Raw genomic sequence first — 14,396 nt, forward strand, 5'->3', positions numbered from 1 at the left:
GCCGCGGCGTCATGTCACGGCTTGTCGGGCCGCTCCGAGATGCGGACGAAGCTGACGATCGGCGCCCCCTTGCGTGCCGCGAAGCGCACGTTGAGCTGGCCGTCGGTCACCTTCACCGTGTGCTGCCTGGTCACCGCGGTGTACGTGCCGGCCTCCAGCGCCAGGTCGAGCGCCGGGATGGCCAGCTGGCCCTCGACGATCACGTCGAAGACGCGCTTGCCCATCGCCATCGACCTGGTCTCCGCGAAGCCCAGCTCCACGGTGTACGTGCCGGACGGGACGTTGTCGAAGCGGTATTCCAGCATGTTCTCCCTGACCCGGCGGAACAGCTCCTGCTCGGTCGTGCCCTGGATGGTCCTGGTCGTGGAGTGCGTCGAGGAGGAGGTGGCGACGTAGCCGTGGGCGCCCTGGGCGTACTTCCGGTCGGCCGTCCAGGAATCGCCCTCGCCGTCCACCAGCGCCTTGGTGCCGCCCGCGTCCACGGCCACCTGGAGCTTCGGCACCGCGACCGTCACCTTGATCTCGATGACCGGCTGCCGGCCGCTGGCCGAGCGGACGGTCAGCGTGCCGGTCCTGACGCTGCCCGGCTGGAGCCCGTCGCCGGAGGCGGTGATCTTCAGGGCCGCCGACTGCCCCTTGGCCAGCTCGCCCGCGGCCGGGGTGACGGAGAGCCATGCCCCGTCGGCCGTCGTGGCCGTGTAGGCGGTGGGTGAGCCCAGGTTGGTCAGCTCCACCGTGCGGGTCCTGCTCGCCCCCGCGGGCATCACCACGGTCACCTCGGCCACCGAGGCGCTCACCCGCCCGGTGACCAGCGCGGTGTCGATCCTGGTGAGCGTGCCGGGCGCGATGGTGACCTGCTTGGAGAAGGTGCCGTAGTGCTCCCTGGAGACCTCCACCGCGTAGTCGCCGGCAGGGACCTGCCCGTAGAAGGTGCCGTCCGCGCCGGTGGTGAAGGTCGCCACGTCGCCGATCTTCACCTGCGCCCCGGCGAGCGGGTCGCCGTCGTTGGCGTCGGTGACGGTGCCGATCGCCAGGCCGTGCCTGCTCGGCGTCACCGTCAGGCTCTGCCCGTCGGCGAGCGCCGCGGCGTTGTAGGAGTACAGCAGGGCGTCGGTGCCGCCCGCGTTCTCGATGCCGACGGTGGCGCTCGACCCCTGCTCCCGCTCGCTGTCGACGTCCTTGTAGCGGTAGCCGATCGAGCCGTCCTCGCCCAGCACGACGGAGAACGACATCCGCTGGGTGGTGTCGGAGTAGAAGGTGACGTTCCGCCACTCGATGACGAAGGTCCTGCGGGGAGCGGTGCCGCTCGTCGCGGTGTAGACGCCCGCCTGGGCGTCCACCACCAGGTCGTCCCAGAACGGGTAGACCGCCAGGTTGGGCGCCGTGGTCGTCGGGAGGGTGCCGTTGCTGCCCGAGGTGGCCCGGTCGGTGGCGAAGGAGGCGAAGCCGTTGGTGGTCACCCACGCGCGCGACTGGCCCGTGCCGTAGTAGGGGACGGTGAACGGCAGCGTCACCTGCGTCGCCTCGTCGTCGCCGGTGAGCGCGAGCTTCTCGGTGCCGGCCACGTAGGCGTCGGAGCCGCTCCTGCAGGTGTAGCCGAAGTTGTCGCCGCGCAGCGGCAGCTCGATGTCCTTGGTCACGTCGCCCGCGACGGTGACCTCGGCGGTGGCGCCGCTGGAGCAGCGGGAGGCAGGGGTGACGGTGAGCTCGTAGCTGCCGTGCGGCAGCGTCAGCCGGTACCTGCCCGACGCGTCGGTGACCGCGCTGACCGGCGTGCCCCGGGCGGCGACCGTGGCGCCCGGTTCGGGCGTGCCGGCGGTGGTGACCGTACCGGAGACGACGGCCGAGGCGGTCGGCGTCAGCGTCACGTCCGTGGTCGTGCTCTGCTCGGCGACGACCGTGGCGGTCGCGGTGGCCTCGCCGTAGCCGAACTTGGTCACCGTGATCCGGTACTCGCCGGGCACCAGGCGCGGCAGGGTGTAGGCGCCGTCCTGCCCGGTGGTGACCGTACGGCTCAGCGGCCCCGTGACGGCGACCGTGGCGCCCGGGACCGGCGCGCCCTCCGCGGTGATCGTGCCCTTGAGCCCGCCGAGCCCTTCGCGTGGCGCGGCGCTGACCGCGGCGAAGGCGTCGAGCCGGCCCTCGCCCCACACGTTGTTGTCGGCCGCGGTGCCGCCGCAGGTGGTGTCGTTGACGTCGATCGCGGTGCCGTCCAGCAGCGGCCGTGTCGCCGCGATGTCGCCCTGCAGGCGCGGCGAGGCCGACCAGATCAGCGCGACCGTGGCCGCCACGTGCGGCGAGGCCATCGAGGTGCCGGTGAAGCTGCTGTAGCCGCCGCCGGGCACCGACGAGCGGACGTTCACGGCGGGCGCCGAGATGTTCGGCTTGATCTCGCCGTTCTCGCCCTCGCCCCTGCTGGAGCGGCTGTAGACGACGTTGTTCACGTCGAAGCCGCCGGTGCTGTAGCCGGTCACGTACTGGCCGGGCGAGCCACTGGTACGGCAGGCGGGCCCCTCGTTGCCGTTGGCGAACATGGGGAAGATCCCGGCCGCGATCCACGCGTCGACCGTCGCCTTGTACCAGGGGTCGAAGCCGGGCCCGCCCCAGGAGTTGTTGACGATGTCCGGGGCCAGGTCGGGGCGCGGGTTGGCGCCGGTCAGGTCCGTCGGCGCGAGCACCCACTGGCCGGCCGCCAGCAGCGAGGCGTCCGTGCAGGTCTGGCCCTCGCAGCCCTTGGCGGCGATCCACGTGGCGCCGGGCGCGACGCCGATGCCCGAGGCGCCCACCATGGTGCCCATGACGTGGGTGCCGTGGCCGTTGTTGTCACACGGGGCCGGGCTGGGGCAGACCCGCGCGGGGTCGAACCAGTTGTAGTTGTGGTCGTAGCCGCCGCCCGGGATCCTGCCCCGGTACTGCGCGGCGATCTCCGGGTGGTCGAACTGGGCGCCCGTGTCGATGTGCGCGACGACGACACCCTCACCCCTGGTGCCCAGCTCGTTCCAGACGCGGGGGGCGTTGACGCGGTCGACGTTCCACTCGACGGCGTTGACCTTCGCCTCCGCCGTACCGGGGACGGGCTTGGGCAGGGAGAGCGTCCTGACCGGCTCGATGGCCGTGACCTCGGGCAGCTCGGCGATCTCGGCGGCGAGCTTGGCGTCGGCGGTGACGACGACCGCGTTGACGATCCAGAAGGGGGTGAACTCGGCATCGCGGGCCTCGAGCAGCTTGCGGAGGTTCGCCTGGGAGGCCCTGGCGTGCTGCGTCTTGGCGGCGAAGACCTGCCTGGCCTTGTCGACCTTGGTGGTGGCCCGGTGCGCGGCGCTGAGGCCGGCCTCGCCCTTCAACCGCACCCAGAACCTGGCCTTGTCGTCCTGGGACAGGTCGGCGCGGACGGCTTCGCTGATCTTCTGTGGTTCCGGTGCGGCGTGCGCGACGCCGAAGGGGAGAAGGAGGGCGAGCATCGCGAGGATCCCTAACAGGATCGCTCGCCGGTGCCGGGGGGACTGGGTCACGGGCGCTCCTAGGCGATCTTTACCTCCATGTGCACGAAGCGTGACCCCCGTCAGTCAGCTTTTCAAGAGGTCAGTGCGTCATATGTGGGAAATGTGACCTATCGGAGGTGAGGGTCCGCTCAGCCGCCATCGAGGAGGCCGCACTCGTGCGCCAGGATGGCCGCCTGGACGCGGTTGTCCAGGCCGAGCCGGGTGAGGATGCGGTTGACCCTGCTCTTCACCCCAGCCTCCGACAGGTTGAGGCTCTCGGCGATCCGGGCGTTGGACAGGCCCCTGGCGACCAGCATGAGCACCTCCAGCTCCCGCCGGGTGAGGCTGTCCAGCCGTCCCGCGCCCTCGGCCGGCGCCGGCCGGGCCAGCAGGGCGGGCGGGATCGCGGCGAAGGCGCCGATCAGCCGCTGCGTGACGGCGGGCGCCAGCATGGCCTCCCCGGCGGCCACCACCCTGACGGCGTGGGCGAGCTGGTCGGGCGAGGAGTTCTTCAGCAGGAAACCGCTGGCCCCGGCGCGCAGCGCGGCGTGGACGTACTCGTCGAGGTCGAAGGTGGTCAGCACCAGCACCCTCGGGGCCGGACCCTGGTGCGGCCAGGCGCCCAGGATGCGTCCCGTCGCCTCGATCCCCGTCATGCCGGGCATGCGCACGTCCATGAGCACCACGTCAGGCCGCAGCTCGACGGCGGCGGCCACCACCTGCTCGCCGTCGGCCACGTCGCCGACCACCTCCAGACCCGGCCGCCGGTCCAGCATGGCGCGCAGGGCCGCCCGGACCAGATCCTGGTCGTCGGCGATCAGCACCCGGACCGTCGTCACCCCGCCCCCTCCCATCGGAAGGTCGCCAGGATCTGCCAGCCGCCGTCCGGGAGAGGACCGGCGCTGAGTGTGCCGCCGAACAGCGCGACGCGCTCCCGCATGCCGATCAGTCCCAGCCCCGAGCCCGTCATGGGCACGTGCCCCGGCGGACCGGGGGCGTTGGCGACCATCACGACGAGCTCCTCTCCCACCTGCCGCACCTCGACGCGGGCCGAGGTGGGGCCCGCGTGCTTGAGGACGTTCGTCAGCGCCTCCTGCACCACCCGGCAGGCCGACACCTGGACGGCGGGCGGCACCCCGCCTTCCCCGTCGGGACCGATCTCGACGCTCACCTCGACCTCGCCGCCGGCCGCCCGCGCCGCCGACGCGAGCCGGTGGAGGTGCCGCAGCGACGGCTCCGGGCTGAGCGGCCCCGCCGCTCCCGCCTCGTCGTCCGCCAGGAGCTTGAGCATTCTGCGCATCTCCAGCAGCGCCGTGTCGGCGGTCGTCCCGATCCCCGCCATGCCGCGGCCCGCCAGCTCGGGATCGTCGGTCAGCACCTCGGCCGTGACCCGCGCCTGCATGGCGATGGCGCTGACGTGGTGGGCCACCAGGTCGTGCAGGTCCCTGGCGATGCGGGAGCGCTCGGCGGTCACCGCCCTCGCGGCGCTCACCTCCTGCTCGGCGCGCAACCGCGCGGTCAGCTCCAGCAGCGTGGCCGCGTCGGCGCGGATGTGGCGCTGGGAACTGCCCAGCAGCCACACCCCCCACAGCAGCCCGATGACCAGCAGACCCTCCACGAACCCGGGGCGCAGGTCGGGCGGCAGCGGCATGCCCGCCAGCGGTCTGAGCACCACATCGGGCGCGAGCACCACGACCACCCCCGCGCCGACCGCCGCCAGGCTCGCCGGCGGGGACGTGTAGCGGGCGACGGCGTAGACGGCGAACCCCACGGACAGGCCGTCGCGGAACCCGATCATGGGATCGGCCATCTCGAACGCCATGTAGGCGACACTCACCACGGCCATCACGAGCCAGGCCCGCGACCTGCGCCACAGCAGCGGGACGGCCTGCGCGAGCAGCAACGCCCCTACCACGGCCGTCCTGCCGGGATCGTCGGGAATCCCGACGCTCACTCTGACCAGCAGCACCTCCGTGGTCAGCGCGGCGGCGAGCATGACGTCGGCCACGCGCGGGTGCTCGGCGAACCACCGCCGCGCGGCCGGGATCCTCCCCATCACCACGCCACCTTAGAGCGGGGGAGAGCGTCTTCCCGCCATACGCATCCAAAGTTGCCCGTACGGCCCGCAGATCCTCCCTCCGGCCGACGCCGGAACCCCGCTCACGGCCGATCACCTGGCCGTTTCCCTTTTCTAGGGTCGAATCGCGAACCCGCGACGGGGGGCCTTCCCCGGCTCCCCCCTGCGTCCAGGGCCTTCACGGCACCGGCCGTCCCGGGGCCTCCGCGCGATCCCGGGGGCTGCCGCGGGCAGTCCCCGGCTAGATCCGAACACCCAGGAGAACACATGCGTCACACACCCCGCGCCGCGCTGCTGACCGCCGTGGCCGCGGCCGTGCTCGCCACCGCCCTCCCCGCCGGCGCCACCGCCACGCCGCGGTACGGCCAGGCCGACCTCCAACGCGACGTCGACGCGCTCAAGAAGATCGGCACCATCGGCGTGCAGGCCCGGGTGGTCACCCCGACCGGCGCGAACCTGGTAGCCACCAGCGGCACCGCCGTCCACGGGACCCGGCGCCCCGTCCCCGCCAACGGCTACCTGAGGATCGCCAGCACCACCAAGACGTTCGTGGCCGCCGTGATCCTGCAGCTCGCGGCCGAGGGCAAGCTCTCCCTCGACGACACGGTGGAGGAACTGCTGCCCGGAGTCGTCCAGGGCAACGGCAACGACGGCAGCAAGATCACGGTCCGCCAGCTCCTCCAGCACACCAGCGGCATCTACGACGCCTACCCCGCCTACGCCTCGGTCGAGGAGCTCCTGGAGCACCGGTACGACCGGTTCACCGAGGAGGAGATCGTCGCCAAGGCCGTGAAGCACAAGCCGGACTTCGCGCCCGGCACCGCCTGGCGCTACTCCAACACCGGCTACCTGCTGATCAGCATGATCATCAAGAAGGTCACCGGGCGGGCGTGGCACCAGGAGGTCGCCGACCGGATCAGCCGGCCGCTCGGGCTGCGCCGTACCGTGTGGTCGGGGACCTCGAACGACGTCCCGCGCCCGCACGCCAGGGGCTACCTGATCATTCCGCCGGCCGCCCCGCTGGACGTTACCAAGCACTTCGACGGCGACGCCGCCGGCGGCCTCATCTCCACCACCGCCGACACCAACCGGTTCCTGCGCGCCCTGCTGGGCGGCACGCTGGTGCCCGCCGAGCAGCTCGCCGAGATGAAGAAGACCGTCAGGGCCCCCGCCCACGAGGCGGTCTGGCCGGGAGCCCGCTACGGCCTGGGGCTCGGCTCGCGGCCGCTGTCGTGCGGGGGCGTCTACTGGCACCACGGCGGCGACGACTACGGGTACAAGACGCGGACCGGGGTCACGGCGGACGGCCGCCGCAGCGTCGTGGTGTCCATGAGCACGCAGCTGGGCGACCAGCGGTCCATGGCGCAGGAGAAGGCCGTGGGCGACCTGATCGACCGGGCCCTCTGCGACCGCTCGACGGCCTCCTGAGCCCCACCCACCCTTCGCCCGGCCCCCTGCACCCGCCCTCCACCGGAGGCCACCGACCCTCAGCGGAGGCCACCGACCCTCAGTGGGGGTCGCCGGCTCCCCATGGGAGGTTGCTCGCGCTGCGCGGGAGTTCGCCGGTCCTTCCCGGGGGTCGTCGGCCCTCTCAACCGGTGCTCGCCGGCTCCCAGCGGGAGGTCGCCGGTCCTTCACGGGAGGTCGCTCGCGCAGGACGCCGAGATCGCCGACGTGTCTGTCCGCTGGGCGCCCAGCGATCCGGACGGCCGGCGCGCCCACGACGTCGTGCCTCAGTCCGGTGCCCAGTACCTCTCGAGGAGCTGCTCCAGGTTCCGCACGACCGGGCTCCAGCTGGTGGTCAGCGTGTAGCGGCTGGCGCGGTGACCCTTGTAGCTGATCGTGTACTTGATGAAGTCGGCCCCCTGCGGCTGCGCCTCGGAGCGGCCCAGGCGCAGGTGCTTCAGGTGGCCGCGAAGTGCGGCGACCTCCTTCTTGGTCAGGCACTTGTCGACGGTCGGCCCGGTCCTGCGGCTCAGCCGTACGCACCCGTTGGTGTAGACGGTCACCCGGTCGTCGAAGCCCGCGAAACCGCCCTGCTTGCGGAGCGCGACGAGCACCTTCGTCTCGACGTCCGCCGCCTGGGCGGGATGCGCGGAGGAGAGTCCCAGGGACAGCAGGAGCGCCGGGAGAAGCGCGATTCGCCAGATCCTCATGACCGTTTGACGTATGAGATCGGCGAACGGCTCATCCGATCTACGGATTCTCCGCCTCGCCGGCCTGGTTCTGCCGGCGCAACGAGAGGACGACCGCCGCGCTGCTGACGCCGAGAACCAGCGCCACCATCCCCCAGGTGAGCCCCTTGCGCTCGACGCCGAGCATCGCGTCGACCGACAGGCTGCCAGGGCCGTGCACCGCCAGCGCCGTCGCGGCCGTGCCGAGCACGAGCGGGTACTCGAACCCGCCGTGCTGCGCCCACAGCCCCTGCGGCAGGTGGGCGGCGACGATCGCGTTGGTCATCGTGGCGATGAGTCCGGCGGCCGACACCGGTGTGGCCGCGCCCAGGGCGATCCCCGCGCCGGAGCCGAGCTCGCCGAGCCCCGCGACCGTGCCGACGAGCTTGCCGTGCGGGTATCCGAGCGCGGTCATCACCTCGCCGGTCTTGTCGGGGCCGCCGCCGTCGAACCAGCCGAACAGCTTCTGCGCGCCGTGCCCCATGAGCAGCAGTCCGGCGGGCACGCGCAGCAGCAGCACTCCAATGTCCTCGGCCTTCACCTTCATACGGCGTTCTTACCCGGCTGGAGCAGGCATTATGAGTGGACCGAATTCTGGATCAGTTCTTCTTGCCGTCAAGGCGCTCGAGGATCACCAGCGGGATGTCGCGAGCCGATTTCTCCTGGTAGCTGTCGTAGAGCGGAAAGATCTCCGTCATCCGCTCCCACAGCGGCCCCTTCTCCTCGGCGGTGGCGAGACGGGCGCGGGCGGTGAACTTCTCCGCGGCGACCTGGACGTCGACCTCGGGATCCGCGATCAGGTTGAGATACCAGGCGGGATGCTGGGCCGACCCGGCGTTCGAGGCCACCAGCAGGTAGCGGTCGCCGTCCTGGCCGTAGATCAGCGCGGTACGGCGCCGCTTGCCCGACCGGCGGCCCCGGGTGGTGAGCAGCAGCGTCGGCCAGCCCTGGTACAGGTGGCCACGGGCGCCGTCTGACTCGACGTAGGCCTGGATGTGCGCGGCGACCCAGCCGGTCGGGTTGTCCACGACCTCGTCCTGCGCCCCGACCTCATCCTTCGCCCCGACCTCGTCTCGGGTTCCCGTCTCGTCCCGGGTCCCCGGTGCGGGCGTGGACAGGCTGCGCAGCAGGCGGTAGCGGGTGAAGCCGCCGCTCGTCACCCCCGGGAACTCCCTGACCAGCCGCCACCCGGGCGACGACCCCACCGTGCCCTGACCGGAGCCCTCGACGGCGTCGCGGTGCGCCTGCTCGTCGGTCCACTCCGCGTAGGCGAGCGCGCGGGTGCCGTCGGTGCTGATGTGGAAGTAGCCCGAGATCCCGCCCGGCGCGGGTGCCGTCTCGCCGTCCAGCGCGGCCAGCACGGTGTCGACCCAGCGCCGCTGCCGTTCCGGGTCAGGGCCGTCGAACCCGACACCGGCCGCCACGAGGATCCCGGGGGACGGCGGGCGGTCCCCCGAAGGGGACGGCGGGCCGTCCTGCGGGGGAGACGGCACGCCGTTCTTCGGGACGGTGCGGTAGAGCCGGTACTCGACCGGCTCGGCACGGGTGGCGCCGGCCGTGAACTCCCGGTCGGCGCCACCGTCCGCCCATTGGGTGTAGGTGAGCACCTTCTCCCCGTCGGTGCTCGCGAAGGCGCTGAACGAGAGGAGCCCCTCCGGCCAGGGCCCGCGCTCCAGGCCGGCGACGGCCTGCTCCACCGTGGCGCGGTGCTGGGCGGGCGACTCCGTCACCAGGACGGTGCCGGCGTCGGGGCGGGCGATGTCGGGCCACAGGTCGGCGGTCGGCTGTTCCGGCATGGCGATTCCTCCGCGAGTCAGGTTCAGTACGGCGTCGCGAGCGGCGACGGCCTCGCCGGAAGTCTGAAACCTGAAGCGGGGTTCAAGTCAAGCGGTCACGAGTGGTTCGCGGGAAGCTCGGGCGACTCGTCCGTCCAGCCGGTCTCCAGGACGGCGCTCCACCCGGTGGGCCGGAGGTCCGAGCAGCCCTGCGAGCCGGCCGACCTGTTCACCGACAGCAGGCGACCGGCGTCCTTGTCGAACAGGAGCTGCAGGTCGGTGCCGTAGCCGGGCTCGCAGGTCCGCAGGGCGACCCCGTCCGCGGCGCGGCCGAGCGGGTCCCGCACGCCGCCGAGCGAACACACTCCGGGAAGATCGGCCATCATCCGGAACAGCCCCGCCCTGACACCGGCGGGTGCGGGCAGTTCGAGCAGCAGTTCGGCCGCCTGCTCGACGAGAAGCACCGAGCAGAACGGCGGGACCGGGTCGCGTCCCCGGTCCCGCCGCGGTGCCTACGACCGCCGGGAGGCGCCGCCGGGGCAGAACTCCGCCTCCAGCACGTCGGTGAAGATGCCGAGCGGGTCCTTCCACGGGCCGCGGGCCCAGTCGCCGTTGACGTTGGTCGCGAGCACGCGGCTGCCGTCGCGGGTGCCGTACGTGTACGACCACGAGCCGAAGATGGCGCCGCCCATGCCCCAGACGGTCGTGCCGCACGGCAGTTTCATCGAGGAGACGCCGAGGCCGTAGGCGGTGCCGGGGATCCAGTCCTTGGTCGGGACCGTGGTGAACATCTCGCGCTGCTGGGCCGGCGGCAGGAGCCGGCCGCCCAGCAGCGCGCGGAAGAACCGGTTGAGGTCTCCGGCCGTGGAGATCATGCCGCCGGCCGCCCAGAACGGGGAGGTGTTCAACTCGGTCACGTCGTAGATCTTGGCGTCGGGGTCGGGCGAGTTGAGCCTGGTGTAGTGCAGGGAGTGCGGCCCGCGGATCGTCAGGTCGTCGGCGCGCGGCAGGTACGTCCCTGACAGTCCGAGCGGGCCGGTGATCCGCCGGGCGATCTCGTCGGCCAGCGTCCTGCCGGTCGCGCGCTCGACGACCATGCCGGCGAGCACGTAGTTGGTCTGGGAGTACCCCCAGCTCGTGCCGGGCCGGAAGACGGGCGGGTGGGTCACCGCGATGCGGACGAGCTGCTCAGGGGTGGGGTACTCGTGCTGGTTCACCGCCGCCTGATCCTGCAGGTAGTCGTAGATCCCGCTGGTGTTGCCGAGCAACTGCCTGAGGGTGACCGCCGCGCCGTCGTGGCCGTTGCCGCGGACCAGGCCGGGCAGCCACTTCTCCACGGTGTCGTCGAGATCGAGCCTGCCCTCGGCGGCGAGCCGAAGGATCACGGTGGCCACGAACGCCTTGGTGGTGCTGCCGATGCGGAAGCGGTCCTGCGGGCGGCGCTCCCTGCCGGTCGCGGTGTCGGCCACGCCCGCCGTGCCGTACCAGCGCTGCCGGCCGTCGCGGATCTCGGCGAGGATGCCGGGAACGCCGCCCTCGGTCACGGCGCGGTCGAGCACGCGCTGGACCCCGGCGTGGCCGGGCCCGGCGGACGCGGCGTGAGGCATGGCGCCTGCGGCGACCATGGCCCCGGTGATGAGCAGCAGGCGGGCGGTGCGTGTGAGCATGAGGGTGTCCTTCGGGATCGCGCGGGCCGTGCCAGGGCGGCACGGACCCGCTCGTGGATGGGTGTTTTCGAGATGCCGCGCCACGGAACGCGCGGCGGCGCTACTCCGGGGGTACGGCCCGGCGTACGGCCTCGCGCGCCGGGCGATGGGCACGGAGGAGTGCGGTGGCCCGGTGTCCGGGCGTGTCGGCACCGATCGAGAACACCGGCGATGCCGAGGTTCCGAGGTTCCGAGGCTCCGGGCGCCGCGGATGCGCACATGCGGGATGCCGGGACGCCGGGATGCCGGGTGTTGCGCGCGTGCGGGATGCCGGATGCGGGGTGACACGCGCGGGATGGCGGGATGGCGGGATGCCAGGGATGCGGTTGCGGAGATGCGGCTGCCGGGATGCAGGGGATGCAGGGGATGCCGAGAACGGGAAGGCGCCGAGGGCGTGTGGGGGCCGGTTCGGCCAGTAACGCGCCAGGGCGGTGTGGCGGAAGGGCCCGCCGGAGCGGCCGTTCGGCCTCAGCCGCGCCCGCCGGTCAGGTGGTCTCGGTGGTGAGCGTCTGCAGGACGCGGTCTTGCAGGCCGGCGCGGTCGACGCCGGCCATGGCCAGCGCCCTCGGCACGATGCCGACCTCGGCCCGCAGGATCGCGAGCAGCAGGTGCGCCGGTCGCAGGTCCTTCTTGCGGTGCGAGCGGGCGATCCGCTCGAGTGCGAGCTTGGCCGAGGCCCCCAGCTGTGTCGGGCGTTTGGCGGCGGGGCTCGGCCGGGGAAGGTCGAACGACGCCAGGGACACTCCCGCCCCGCCCAGGCTGTGCTCGAACTCCCGGTCGAGCGCGTCGCGGATGGCCTGCCGGTCGAGGCCGGCCTCGGTCAGCGCCTGCCGGGTGGCGCTCTCCGGCTCGCCGGCGATGGCCAGCAGGAGGTGGTGGGCCTCGATCGTGGCCGACCTGTCGGCGTGGGCTTCGGCCGCGCCGTTCTCGATGATGGTTTGAAGGTACTTGTCGAAGGTGGACATCGTCAGCGTCTCCTGAGCGTGACGCCCGCGGCGATGAGCCGCTTGGCGTGCTTCTTGTGGACGGCCTGGCGTGTGACGCCGAGCGCCTCGGCGACCTGCGGCCAGCTCCAGCCGGCGCGCATGGCCTGCTCGACGGCGGCGTCCTCGATCTGGTCGGCCAGGCGCCGCAACGCCGCCACGGCCGCCAGCGCGTCGGCGGGGTCCTGGGATGAGGGAATCTCGGCACCGGACATGTAAGCAACTCTAGTTGACAAAAGTGTGCTAGTCAACGCGAGTTGCTTATCTCGGGTGGGGGTCGCGCCCGCCGCTTCGTGACGCCGCGCGCCGTACCGGGAATGGACTGACGTGGGCCTGCGCTCGCCCGCGCGCCGCCGCGACGGCGGCGGCCTGCTCGCTTCGCCCGGAGGAGGAGCCATGACCGACGGACCGCGGACGAGACCGCATGTCGTGATCTTCGACGTGAACGAGACGCTCACCGACATGGACCCGCTGCGCGCCCGCTTCGAGGACGTCGGGCTGCCGGGGCACCTCGTGGCCACCTGGTTCGCGAGCGTGCTGCGCGACGGGTTCGCGCTCACCGCGGCCGGCGGGTACGCCGAGTTCGCCGCGATCGCCGCCGACGTGCTCAGGGGCCTGCTCGCCGGCCGGGACATCGACGCCGACGCGGCGATCGAGCGGATCCTTCGCGCCTTCACCGAGCTGCGGCTGCATCCGGACGTCCCCGACGGCATGCGGACGCTGCGGGACGGCGGCATCCGGCTGCTCACCATGACCAACGGCGCCGCCGCGACGACCGAGGGGATCCTGGCTCGCGAGGGGGTGCTGGACCTGGTGGAGGCCAGGCTGGACGTGAGCGGCCCCCGGGTCTGGAAGCCGGCGCGCGCCGCCTACGAGTACGCGGTCGGCCGGGCGGGGGTGCGGCCCGAACAGGCGGCCCTGGTCGCGGTGCATCCCTGGGACGTCGACGGGGCCATGCGGGCCGGCCTGGCCGGGGCCTGGCTGGACCGGCGCGGCACGCCGTACCCGAGCGTGATGACCGCCCCCAGCGTGTCGGCCCGTGACCTCATGGCGCTGGCGGCGATGTGGACGGGCGGGTGACCGTTCCGGTCTCCGGCCTGGCGGTGCGGGCGCCGTTCAGCAGATGCCGGATCGCCCGCGAGTACTCGTCCCTGACGCGAGGCTTGTCCGCGTCGGAGGACTCGGCCAGGGCCATCCCCGCGGCGCCGAGAATGTGGAAGCTGATGCGGGTCATCGGCTCCAGCGGCAGCGGCGGGACCTCGCCGCTGTCCATGAGGCCCCGGATGAGCTGCCCGATCAGCCCGTAGGCGTACTTCTCCTCGTACTCCTTCCACCGCTGCAGTCCCAGCGCGCGGGGCGCCTCCTGCCAGACCACGCGCCCGTAGTCGGGGTCGCAGCAGTGGTCGAGGAACGCCTCAACGGCCGCCATCGCCGCCTGCCAGGGGTCGTCGGCCCGCGCGCTCGACTCGATCACGCGGTGGATCATCTCGGTCTCCAGCCTGTCGAGCACCGCCTCGAACAGCGCCGTCTTGTTCGCGAAGTGGTGATAGACCGCGCCGCGGCTGGCCTGGATGTCGGCCGCGACGTCCTCAAGTGCCGTCCCGGCGAAGCCCTGCTCGGCGAAGCGGCGCCGGGCCGCTTCGAGAAGAGCGGACCGGGTCTCCTGCGCGTACTGCTCCCGCCGGCCCTTGACAGATGACATGCGCCGAGCATACGACATACACTGTGTATGTCACCGACACAGAGTAGGTCGAGGCCATGTCATGGGATCGGGTGCGCCGTCGTCATCAGCTGGTCCATGCCGTACTGGCCGAGGTCGCGGCGACGGGGCAGCCGGTCGTGCCCGCCGCGCTGGCGGCGGAGGTGACCGCCGAGTTCGGTGCGATCGAGGAGTTCCTGCGCGAGGTGCAGCGCCGCTGGTACCGGGCCTTCGACGCCCGGCTCGACGCCGTGCTGGAGGAGTGGCCGCGCGACATGCGCGCCGCTCTGTTACAGCTCTGGCGCGAGATCGCCGCCGCCATGCCGGAGGCGAGATTCCTGCTGGACGCGCACGCGGGGCATCCGGCGCTCGCCGTCCTGGACGCCCAGCACCGCCGCCGGCTGCGCGCCGCGACCGGCGTCGACCTGGACCTGGGCCGGCCCGCACCGCCACCCCGGCGGTGCGCGCGGTGGTCCCCCTTCGCCGCCAGCCGATGAGCC

General features: G+C 72.5%; 14 protein-coding genes. 3 read left to right on the top strand and 11 right to left on the bottom strand.

Annotated elements, in window-relative coordinates; translation table 11 throughout:
• Positions 1 to 14 precede the first annotated feature (14 nt).
• The 3 genes from ABZX22_RS31180 to ABZX22_RS31190 form a co-directional block, all read right to left on the bottom strand.
• Complete coding sequence (locus tag ABZX22_RS31180) at positions 15 to 3,512, bottom strand: carboxypeptidase regulatory-like domain-containing protein (protein WP_354915742.1); 3,498 nt, start codon at positions 3,510 to 3,512, stop codon at positions 15 to 17.
• Positions 3,513 to 3,631: 119 nt separating this feature from the next.
• Positions 3,632 to 4,321, bottom strand: a complete 690-nt coding sequence (locus ABZX22_RS31185) for a response regulator transcription factor (protein WP_354915744.1) — start codon at positions 4,319 to 4,321, stop codon at positions 3,632 to 3,634.
• On the bottom strand, positions 4,318 to 5,538 hold the full coding sequence (locus ABZX22_RS31190) for a histidine kinase (RefSeq protein WP_354915747.1): 1,221 nt from the start codon (positions 5,536 to 5,538) through the stop codon (positions 4,318 to 4,320). Before ABZX22_RS31190 ends, ABZX22_RS31185 begins: the two co-directional genes overlap by 4 nt.
• Before the next feature lie 288 nt (positions 5,539 to 5,826).
• Here ABZX22_RS31190 and ABZX22_RS31195 point away from each other — a divergent pair, with 288 nt between their 5' ends.
• The gene (locus tag ABZX22_RS31195; RefSeq protein ID WP_354915749.1) at positions 5,827 to 6,987 is read left to right on the top strand and encodes a serine hydrolase domain-containing protein; all 1,161 of its coding nucleotides are present in this window, start codon (positions 5,827 to 5,829) and stop codon (positions 6,985 to 6,987) included.
• A gap of 305 nt (positions 6,988 to 7,292) precedes the next feature.
• On the opposite strand, the gene ABZX22_RS31200 is transcribed toward ABZX22_RS31195, so the two are convergent.
• The 7 genes from ABZX22_RS31200 to ABZX22_RS31230 form a co-directional block, all read right to left on the bottom strand.
• Complete coding sequence (locus tag ABZX22_RS31200; RefSeq protein ID WP_354915752.1) at positions 7,293 to 7,715, bottom strand: hypothetical protein; 423 nt, start codon at positions 7,713 to 7,715, stop codon at positions 7,293 to 7,295.
• A gap of 40 nt (positions 7,716 to 7,755) precedes the next feature.
• Positions 7,756 to 8,280, bottom strand: coding sequence for a DoxX family protein (locus ABZX22_RS31205; protein WP_354915755.1), 525 nt, complete (start codon positions 8,278 to 8,280; stop codon positions 7,756 to 7,758).
• Between the two features lie 52 nt (positions 8,281 to 8,332).
• Positions 8,333 to 9,529: a nitroreductase family deazaflavin-dependent oxidoreductase gene (locus ABZX22_RS31210; protein ID WP_354915757.1), complete on the bottom strand. Its 1,197-nt coding sequence runs from the start codon at positions 9,527 to 9,529 to the stop codon at positions 8,333 to 8,335.
• Between the two features lie 95 nt (positions 9,530 to 9,624).
• Positions 9,625 to 9,972 (bottom strand): hypothetical protein, encoded by a 348-nt coding sequence (locus ABZX22_RS31215; RefSeq protein ID WP_354915759.1) that lies wholly within the window; start codon positions 9,970 to 9,972, stop codon positions 9,625 to 9,627.
• Between the two features lie 48 nt (positions 9,973 to 10,020).
• Positions 10,021 to 11,175 (bottom strand): serine hydrolase domain-containing protein, encoded by a 1,155-nt coding sequence (locus tag ABZX22_RS31220; RefSeq protein WP_354915762.1) that lies wholly within the window; start codon positions 11,173 to 11,175, stop codon positions 10,021 to 10,023.
• A 524-nt stretch (positions 11,176 to 11,699) separates the two neighbouring features.
• Positions 11,700 to 12,179 carry a Clp protease N-terminal domain-containing protein gene (locus ABZX22_RS31225; RefSeq protein WP_354915765.1) on the bottom strand — a complete coding sequence of 160 codons (480 nt, stop codon included), beginning with the start codon at positions 12,177 to 12,179 and terminating at the stop codon, positions 11,700 to 11,702.
• Positions 12,180 to 12,181: 2 nt separating this feature from the next.
• A complete protein-coding gene (locus tag ABZX22_RS31230) occupies positions 12,182 to 12,412 on the bottom strand; it encodes a hypothetical protein (RefSeq protein WP_354915768.1) in 231 nt (76 codons plus the stop codon).
• A gap of 181 nt (positions 12,413 to 12,593) precedes the next feature.
• On the opposite strand from ABZX22_RS31230, the gene ABZX22_RS31235 reads away from it, so the two are divergent.
• Positions 12,594 to 13,277 (top strand): haloacid dehalogenase type II, encoded by a 684-nt coding sequence (locus tag ABZX22_RS31235; RefSeq protein ID WP_354915771.1) that lies wholly within the window; start codon positions 12,594 to 12,596, stop codon positions 13,275 to 13,277.
• Here ABZX22_RS31235 and ABZX22_RS31240 read toward each other — a convergent pair.
• Entirely contained in the window at positions 13,243 to 13,899 is a 657-nt protein-coding gene (locus tag ABZX22_RS31240; protein WP_354915774.1) for a TetR family transcriptional regulator, read from the bottom strand. The two genes, ABZX22_RS31235 and ABZX22_RS31240, sit on opposite strands and share 35 nt — an antisense overlap.
• A 71-nt stretch (positions 13,900 to 13,970) precedes the next feature.
• Here ABZX22_RS31240 and ABZX22_RS31245 point away from each other — a divergent pair, with 71 nt between their 5' ends.
• Positions 13,971 to 14,393 carry a hypothetical protein gene (locus ABZX22_RS31245; protein WP_354915777.1) on the top strand — a complete coding sequence of 141 codons (423 nt, stop codon included), beginning with the start codon at positions 13,971 to 13,973 and terminating at the stop codon, positions 14,391 to 14,393.
• Positions 14,394 to 14,396: the final 3 nt, after the last annotated feature.

Origin of the sequence: Nonomuraea sp. NPDC003804, from assembly GCF_040610675.1 — a bacterium.
Classification (GTDB): domain Bacteria; phylum Actinomycetota; class Actinomycetes; order Streptosporangiales; family Streptosporangiaceae; genus Nonomuraea.